Below are 8,394 nucleotides of genomic sequence, written 5' to 3'. Positions count from 1 at the left end.
AAGTCAAAAGTCAAAAATTTACCAAGCCCATAAATAAATTTATTTGCTCTGAGTCAACTGACGTAGTATTTCTTGCACTACGTGTCACTACATACATATTTTTTTATTTTCCATAAATAAATTTAGGGGCTTGTACCTTTTTATTTCTGGTCAGAGGTTTGAAACCTTGCTATTTGGTTGAAGATCAGTTTTTCATCGGGGATAATCCGGGTAATCCAAATAGAGGAGGAACAAAATTTTCTAGTATTCTGAGTGCTGACTTATTGTCTGCAACAGAGGTGAGTACAGTAAGTTACTCTAATAGGACTTACGCACGCTCTACGAATTCTTGGCGTTCTTGGCGTCTTGGCGGTTCGATAAATTAAGCTTTTGGGCGATTTTTGCGTAAGTCCTATCTAAGGGTGAGCCTGTACCAGAACCTATGGCTCTTGGTGGTATAGCGATCGCTGGTGCTATGGCGTTGGGCATGAAACGCCAGAAAAAACTATCTGGAGCATCAGTGAGAGGTTAAGATAACCTTACTTTTGTCAATTAGAAATTATGCTGAAAATTTGGAACAAGCAGTGGTATTAAGTTAACTCTCATACTGAACCAATGGATTAAGAATAAAAGATACGTATTAAAATTACGCGTAGGCATAGCCCGCCGTAGGCATCGCCTGCTCAAAAATTGTGTTTTTAACCTCAATTTTAGCCCGATTCTAGCAATATTTTAAGTACTATTGCTTATTGACAAATAGTACCTGACCTTAACCTCTCACGAATGATCTGGAGTGACAGATTAGTTGCCCTATCTTGAAAGTCAAGGTAAAAATTAATGTAGAGACGTTATTATCTAACGTCTCTACACGCATAAACCTAAGTAAAATTACCAGTAGGATGCTTACGTCTGATGCCAATTACAGATGGTTTGGGAAGACTTTTAGGTTGACCCTTACCACCATCAGCAGTTGGGATATTACTTGGCCAACTACTGCCACGAGGCACAGTCCGAGCCTGATTGAATGTAATACCATTCAAATCCAGTAATTCAATATCACGGCTCAGGATCGTGCCATCGTTGATTGGGCTATCTTCGCCGGGATGCTGTATCGCAATAATCAGAGTATCTCCCACAAAAGTTGGCCCGGTCATCTCACAACGCACTGGTCCATGAGCAAACGGTATTACCTCTCCCGCCTGAGCACCAGTAGTAGGAATGTAGAATAGCCAGTTATTACCGAAAACCCCTGTGAAATTGGAAACATTACCACTAGCTGTGTGGTCGATGGTGTTTAAAGTACCGGCAGCACCGACATTAAAACCATTATGAGTGCTGGTAGACATATCTGTCACACCCCAAATATTTGCCTTATTGTCGAAGACTAGGTTATCTACATTTGCAAAACCAGCACCAGAAATTGATCCGGCTTCTCCACCCTGAGCAAATCTCTGCCAACGGAAGGTTAGACCTGTACCATCGGCACTATCTTCAATAATTTTGTACAATCCCCCTGATTGCTGCGTCGCATTGACGTTTGTACTTAACTTGGCAACTTGGAAAATGCGGGAATCTGGATAACCGTCGCCTCCTGGCGCACCATCAGTATAAGCAATGAATACTTCTTTGGTAGTCGGATGCACTTCTATATCTTCTGGACGTGCTGTGGGAGTTCCACCGGCCAAATTCGCTGCTAAGAAGGCATCACTGAGAATAGCACCTTGGGAAGTGTAGAAGTCAGATAGCTTCTTACCTTGATAAGCAGGGAGTCTATCTGCTTCGTTGGTGCGATCAACTGGGAGCGAACCACCATCTGTAGTTTGACCTGCAATGCCATTGCGTTTTGGTAGGGGTAAAAGACCATTTCTTTGAGCCGAACCCAAAGCAGCAAACTCTACAGAAGAAATCACTGATGGCGGAATAGGATTGGTGGGAGTGGTTAAACGTAACGGTATCCATTGACCCCTACCATTTGGATTGTAACGGGCGACATACAACGTACCGCTTTCCCACAACCTGCTGTTGGTTTTACTGGTTGGCGAAGAAATAACACCTGCACTGACAAATTTCCAGGTATGTCCCCCACGTCTGTCATCACCTAAATAGGCGATTAATGGCTTCCCAGCTTCAGCACGAACAGCAACGTTTTCATGGCGGTAACGACCCAAAGCAGTGTGTTTGCGAGGGCGGAAATTCGGATTAACGGGGTCAATTTCGACAATCCAACCGTATTTTTCCCCAACTAAACCGAAGGTCTTACCAGTAGTACCATCGCTGTAAGCTGTTTGAGTACCATTAGGATTGACTGATTCTGTGACACCAACAAAAAATCCTCCACCTCCTTGAAAGTTTTCTTCAGCACTTAAAATAGTTCCCCAAGGAGTTGTACCGCCAGAACAGTTAAAGCCAGTACCAATGATTTTGCTACCTAGTCCATCGGAGGAGAGGTTAAATACTTGGGTTGCAGCTGGGCCAGTTGCGATCAGATAGTTTTGATCACCTTTCTGGTAGCTACGACTTCCCCAAGAAGTGACATTTTTATATTCATCACTCCTTTGGCTATTAATTCCCAACCCAGAAAGACCATGAAGGCGGCGATTTCTCGCATCACCCTTAACCACAGCAAAACGGTTACTACGGTTACGGCGGGAGATGCGGACGATTGATCCGCCTAAGTTATATAGAACTTCGCCGTCAAATTCAATACCTCTGGTTGAAGGTAAAGGGTATCCAATCACTGATTGATAGGTAGTAGGCGATCCTTGGAGATCAGCAGGAGCTTCTGGTGCTAGTTGAGAAAAAGGAAAACTCACATATTCGTGATTGACCCACAAGTAGCCTACGTCGTTGGTTCTACCTACAGGAATAAAACCAGTGAAATCGTTGTTATAGCCAAAATAATCATCGGTGTTAGGAAAGACGCGATCGCCCCAGCTGATAATTACATAACGTTCATACTCTGGTGGCACTACCACATCATCAACTACGTTGTAGCTAGTTAACTTCGCATTTGCAGATGGATTGAGTACCTGTCCTTGACCGATTCCCGTTGGCAAGAAACTTTTCTGCTGTTTATAAACAGGTAAGGGATGGGGTAAGCGCACTGGTGTAAAGCTCAGTCGCCTGTTGTTTGCTCCTGCAATATTAGAAACACCATCTACGATTGTGTCTCCCAAGACAGCAGCACCAGCACTACCAGCAAAAAATACTAAAATTTGTCTGCGACTCAATGTAGACATCAAACTCTCCTCTCTTGTGACATAAAAAATCTAGTAAAGGCAAATCTTGATTATTGACAGAAAAAACCATCAATTATTTACATGAAATGCCATACATTTTGAATAGTAAGTAACCTGTTATTAACAAAAGGTAGTTTGTTATTTAGATCACCTAACTAGACAAAAATTTTCAGTTTTCCATATAATCTAATGGCTAAAAATTAACGCCAGGTTATATATTGATTAATGAAGATTTATCAATATTTATTGTGTACTTGACTACAATTTTGTTGTCTACTAAATGTCAAAAGAAGAAGTTGAAAGTTAGAAACCGCGTCTACACAAACAAAACCCGCCTACGCGGGTTTAAAAACCTTGATTTGACCTTAGTCTGCGAAGGCAGACTTCGTTTGTGTAGCCGCGACTTCCAGTCGTTAGGGCTTACAGCTATTTTCAGGTAAATAGACCATCTGGTAGGGGCACAGGAGTGCTCATTGGTGTCAACTTAACGTGAAAGCTTAGTAGTCTGTCAAATTCATTTTGACGGATTGGTAGTGTGAGCGTCTCGCTCACGACGCGAGCAAGATGCTCACACTACCCATCAATTTAACCTTGACAGACTACTAGTGGTCTGTCTCATTAGTTCTGAGGGTTAGAAGAACGAACCGCGAAGACGCGAAGTACACGAAGGAAGAGGTAAAAGAGAGAAATTTAAAAACTGATTTACCCATCAAAATTAATGCGATAGACCACTAGATGAGAATGAAATAGCCCTAGCAGTAGTCTGTGTCATAAACTTTGATAGGTTTGTACTAAATATAGCGCCTCTCTGTTGAGTTTAATAGAGACCTAACCCCCAACCCCTTCCCTATAAGGGAAGGGGAGTAAGATTCAAAGCTTCTCTCCTTTTAGGAGAGAGAAATGGAAATGAGGTCAGAGCATATTGCTAAGAAACGAGAGGCGCTATAATTTGCTGGCGTAAATGCCATGTATCACCATGTTTTAAATGGGCAACCCAACTCTGTATTGACTGAGATACTTCTTGATTTCCAATTTTGCCTGCATTATAGTCACAGAACATCTGCCGCAATCTTTGCCTTGCCTGACGCAGACTATCATTGCGGACTCGAATTCGGTCTGGCAAGATGCGAAACCCGACAAAATTAGCCCCATGTTTTGTTTCAAATAATTGGCTTTTTACAGGATGTATTTTGACCCTTAAACCAGCAAGATAATTCTCTATTTCAAATCTGGCATTTTCTAAAAAAGCTTTATCATCTGAAAATAAAGCAAAATCATCAACATAACGAATATATTTAAGAGCTTTAATTTGTTCTTTGATAAAATGGTCAAAGCTGTTGAGATATACATTGGCAAAAAATTGACTGGTTAGATTACCAATTGGCAAGCCATGCCGTCTTTCTAGAGGCATGAGTAAATCATCACCAGGAAAGTAATTAATTACTGGTTCTTGGGCATTACTGCTATCAATAAGGGTGTTAATTAGCCAGAGTGTATCAGGACATTTAATTTTACGATGCACAAATGACTTTAAAATCTCATGGTCGATGCTAGGAAAATATTTCTGAATATCAGCTAGCAAAACATAGTGGCTCGAACGGGCGAATTCAGTAAAGCGACGCAAGGCGCGATGCGAACCAAAACCAACACGGTTAGCGTATGAATCACTAATAAATGTGCGTTCAAAGATGGGAACAATTATGTTGCAAAGAGCATGATGCACAACTCTGTCACGATAGGGAGCGGCTGAAATCATTCGCGGTTTGGGTTCAAAAATTTGAAATGTCCTGTAGTCTCCTGGAAGATATGTTTTCGACTGTAATTCTGCTTGCAGGTGAAATAGTTCTTGTTCTAAATTGTAATTGAACTCTAAAACATTTTCTCGAAAACGCTTACCCCGTTGTGCTTGTTGGGCGGCTTTTAGTAAATTACTAAATGCAATAATTTCATTCCAAAGATTTCCATATCGTTTCATTGTTTTACAGTAGTTTTCATGTATTTGAACCACATCTATCGTAGGGGTAAAGCGCAATGCTCATTGGTGTCAACTTAACGTAAAAGCTATGTCCGCAAGGAACTTCAGTTCCTTGCTAATAGCGAAAGTCATCTAAAGATGACTAAATAATCTGAAAAATCTTTAGTCTACTTCAGTAGACTTTAGCTATTAGCCCTGAAATTCATTTCTAGGCGGGCGTGGAAGCCAACAGATAAGCGATTTTTAGCTTAAGTTGACACGTATGAGCATTGCGCTTTACCCCTACCGCGTGGTCTATTTACCTGAAAATAGCTGTAATTACAGCTATTTACCTGAAAATATAAGCCCTGGCGAATGGAATTCGCGGCTACACAAACGAAGTCCACCTCCGTGGACTAATTGCAAATTCAAGGGTTTGTTAACCTGCGGAGGCAGGTTTTGTCTGTGTAGCCGCGACTTCTAGTCGCCCAGACGAGTAATAAATTAGACTGGTTTAATTTTTTGCTGTTTAATCCAGCCGCCTAAATCGATGCCAATGTCATTTAACAATTTTTGTGCATATTCATAACGCTCTGTTTTAACTAAATTAAACTCTAAAAGTAACCGAGTTTGATAACGTATAATATCTAACTTGCTATTCAACGCTTCTAACTGAGCTAATTTTTGCTTTGCATACCGTGCTACAATTAAACCATCTAATAGGTCATATAATTCTGTAATTATCCGATTTCCGAGCAAGAATTTATGATCTCTAGGCAGGCGATTTAAAATTGGCACATACCACTTGATTAAATCATAAGTTTTCTGTATTATTGGTAAATCACTCATTCAAACAAAATTTAGCTAAAAAAAATTTGATCGCGCAGAGCGCGAGAGAAATAAGAGAAGAAGGAAAAAGGAAAAAGCGAAGAGGGCAAAAGGGCAAGAGTATAAAGGGCTACTAAGTCCTGAGGGGAGCCGCAACCACAACCCGAAAACCCACGTCTCTGTTCCTACTGACACGCGCGTACCTGTAGCGAAGCGCCGAGCGGCAGTACCTCGGATTGAAGTCCCACGAACCACCACGCAGCAGCCGTTCATTATTGTCACTCATCCAAACGCTACCGTCTGCTGGCGCTCCATTATAATTTTTGTGCCAACCATCCTGACACCATTCCCATATATTACCATGCATATCAAATAAAGCAAAGGGGTTTGGTGGAAATTTTCCAACATCTGTTGTTTGCTCACGATATTCACCTTTGGGGCCTTGACCATAATTACCTGGGTACAATGTCCCTTGATAATCCCAATCTGTCCCTCGATAATTCGCTAAATCAGTCGTAATCGTCTCACCAAAATAAAATGGGGTAGTCCTTCCCGCACGACAGGCATATTCCCACTCTGCCTCACTAGGCAAGCGATAGGTTTTCTGAGCCTTGTTAGATAATCTGGCACAAAATTCAATTGCATCATCCCAAGACACATTCTCAACAGGTAGATTAGCGCCTTTGAAGTACGAAGGGTCGGAATTTAAATCAATATTTACCTTTTTCAGCGCAGCTACAACAGCCCATTGGCTTTGTGTAACTGGATATTTACCCATGAAAAAGGGTTGAACGGTGACAGTGTGCTGGGGACTTTCAGAATCGTATCGTTCTGGCTCATTCTCTGGGGAACCCATCAAGAATTCCCCACCAGGAATTGCAACCATTTCTAGAAGTACACCATTACCCAAACTTTCTCGGAAAAACTCGGCTCGTTTGCGAGTGCGGTTGATTGGTTCTCCCTCAGCATTTACCGTCACCACTTCAAACTCAAACTGATTAGCTGGATTTTGTGGGGGTACAGGCGTTTCTTCTACGGCTACAGTCGGTATTGGCTGACCAATAATCCGTTTTTCAATAGACGCTACATCTTCATCCCTCAACCCTAAATGTTGCTGATAGTCTCTCAAGTCATTAAATGTAGTTTCGCTTAGTGTTGCTTCATCTGCAATTGCATCAACTAGCGTTGCTTCATATTCTTCTAATTTCCGCTGATACTCCCGATAAGGTTGTTGAACTTCGGCTTCGATCGCATCGGCTATCTCTGGGATAAGTTTAAACTGGACGCGCAACGAATTTAGCAGACGACGAGCGGGTATGGAAAACTTGCCCCGATTGATGCGATTTTCCACTTCTTTGCGGTACTTCAGCTTGGGGTCATCTTTAGGCGACTTTGCCAACAGAATCTTATGACCTTCTTCAACTGGGTAGAATTTGGGAGTCATTGCCGGTGCAGCTTCTTGCACCTTGGTACTAGCATACTCATGCAGTTCATCAATAGAAATCGAGCCATCATTATCTTTATCGGCTGCGCCTGTTTCAATACCTTCAACTAAGTAGCGAGTGTAAATGGAGAGTTCCGAGCCTTCTTGCTCAAAAGAATATTGGGCTGAAGTGGAAGAGGTGAGAATTGCCCTGCCTTTACCACCTAGTTGCTCTTGCACATTTACAGTACCATCACTTTTGACTGTCATACCTTGGCTAATTGCGCCACTAAAGCAACAGTCTAGAATTAAAACTTGCCTCTGAGAGCGGCTATCGCTAATATTGCTGTGCAGAAAACTAGCTGCAACTGCTGAGGACTTTGCCAGCTTGCCGTTTAATTTTTTAGTAGCACGAGTTGACAGGTATAATAGGCCTCTATCATCTTTAATTCCATGCCCAGAAAAGTAAAATAATAACAAGTCATCCTTCTGGCGATTGTTGAAAAGGTTTTCAATAGCCTCTTCTATTTCCTGTCGTTGGGGATTTTTCAGCACCGTAATATTTGACTCAGGAAACTCACCCATTTCTGGGTTCACTAACACTCGCTGCATCGCTTCAACATCTTTGACAGCAGCTAATAGCGGTTTTAATTCTTTATCCTGATAATCATACTCACTAACCCCTATCAGCAGTGCAAACTTAGCCATTGTTACTATTTTATGTATTTGTCTTGTTCAAAAAATCTTCTGCTAGCTGCCTAGCGAATTCCAAATCCTCACGACTACTAGCTTCCACGTTAAGTTCTCTGCCGTCAGTTGCTTTGATTCCCACCTTAATTGATTTGTTGCCCAATACTCTGCCCAGAAACCCAGACAAATGTTTGATGAGGGCTGGATTGACTACAGCTTTTAATGTCCCCAGCTCATAGCCCCCGAAAGCCTTTGAACCTTGGGGGGCTTCTGTCACTGCC

Annotated in this window: 6 protein-coding genes and 1 pseudogene; 1 reads left to right on the top strand and 6 read right to left on the bottom strand. The window is 41.9% G+C overall.

Features of this window, described 5'->3' with window-relative positions:
- Positions 1 to 318: 318 nt before the first annotated feature.
- Positions 319 to 468, bottom strand: a complete 150-nt coding sequence (locus LC574_RS39045) for a hypothetical protein (RefSeq protein WP_229454244.1) — start codon at positions 466 to 468, stop codon at positions 319 to 321.
- Here LC574_RS39045 and LC574_RS14895 point away from each other — a divergent pair.
- Positions 437 to 511, top strand: a complete 75-nt coding sequence (locus LC574_RS14895) for a hypothetical protein (RefSeq protein WP_229454243.1) — start codon at positions 437 to 439, stop codon at positions 509 to 511. The two genes, LC574_RS39045 and LC574_RS14895, sit on opposite strands and share 32 nt — an antisense overlap.
- 346 nt (positions 512 to 857) lie before the next feature.
- Here LC574_RS14895 and LC574_RS14890 read toward each other — a convergent pair whose 3' ends face one another.
- The 5 genes and pseudogenes from LC574_RS14890 to LC574_RS14870 form a co-directional block, all read right to left on the bottom strand.
- Positions 858 to 3,218 (bottom strand): PhoX family phosphatase, encoded by a 2,361-nt coding sequence (locus LC574_RS14890; protein WP_229454242.1) that lies wholly within the window; start codon positions 3,216 to 3,218, stop codon positions 858 to 860.
- A gap of 925 nt (positions 3,219 to 4,143) precedes the next feature.
- A complete protein-coding gene (locus tag LC574_RS14885) occupies positions 4,144 to 5,193 on the bottom strand; it encodes an RNA-directed DNA polymerase (RefSeq protein ID WP_229454241.1) in 1,050 nt (349 codons plus the stop codon).
- 483 nt (positions 5,194 to 5,676) lie between these two features.
- Complete coding sequence (gene avd, locus LC574_RS14880; protein ID WP_229454240.1) at positions 5,677 to 6,021, bottom strand: diversity-generating retroelement protein Avd; 345 nt, start codon at positions 6,019 to 6,021, stop codon at positions 5,677 to 5,679.
- A 112-nt stretch (positions 6,022 to 6,133) separates the two neighbouring features.
- Positions 6,134 to 8,131, bottom strand: coding sequence for an SUMF1/EgtB/PvdO family nonheme iron enzyme (locus tag LC574_RS14875; RefSeq protein ID WP_229454239.1), 1,998 nt, complete (start codon positions 8,129 to 8,131; stop codon positions 6,134 to 6,136).
- A 10-nt stretch (positions 8,132 to 8,141) separates the two neighbouring features.
- Positions 8,142 to 8,394, bottom strand: a pseudogene (locus LC574_RS14870) (sugar ABC transporter permease); the annotation flags it as partial.

The organism is Nostoc sp. CHAB 5715 (assembly GCF_020829685.1).
In the GTDB taxonomy this organism is placed as follows: Bacteria; Cyanobacteriota; Cyanobacteriia; order Cyanobacteriales; family Nostocaceae; genus Nostoc.
This window is presented reverse-complemented; position numbering and strand designations above follow the sequence as displayed.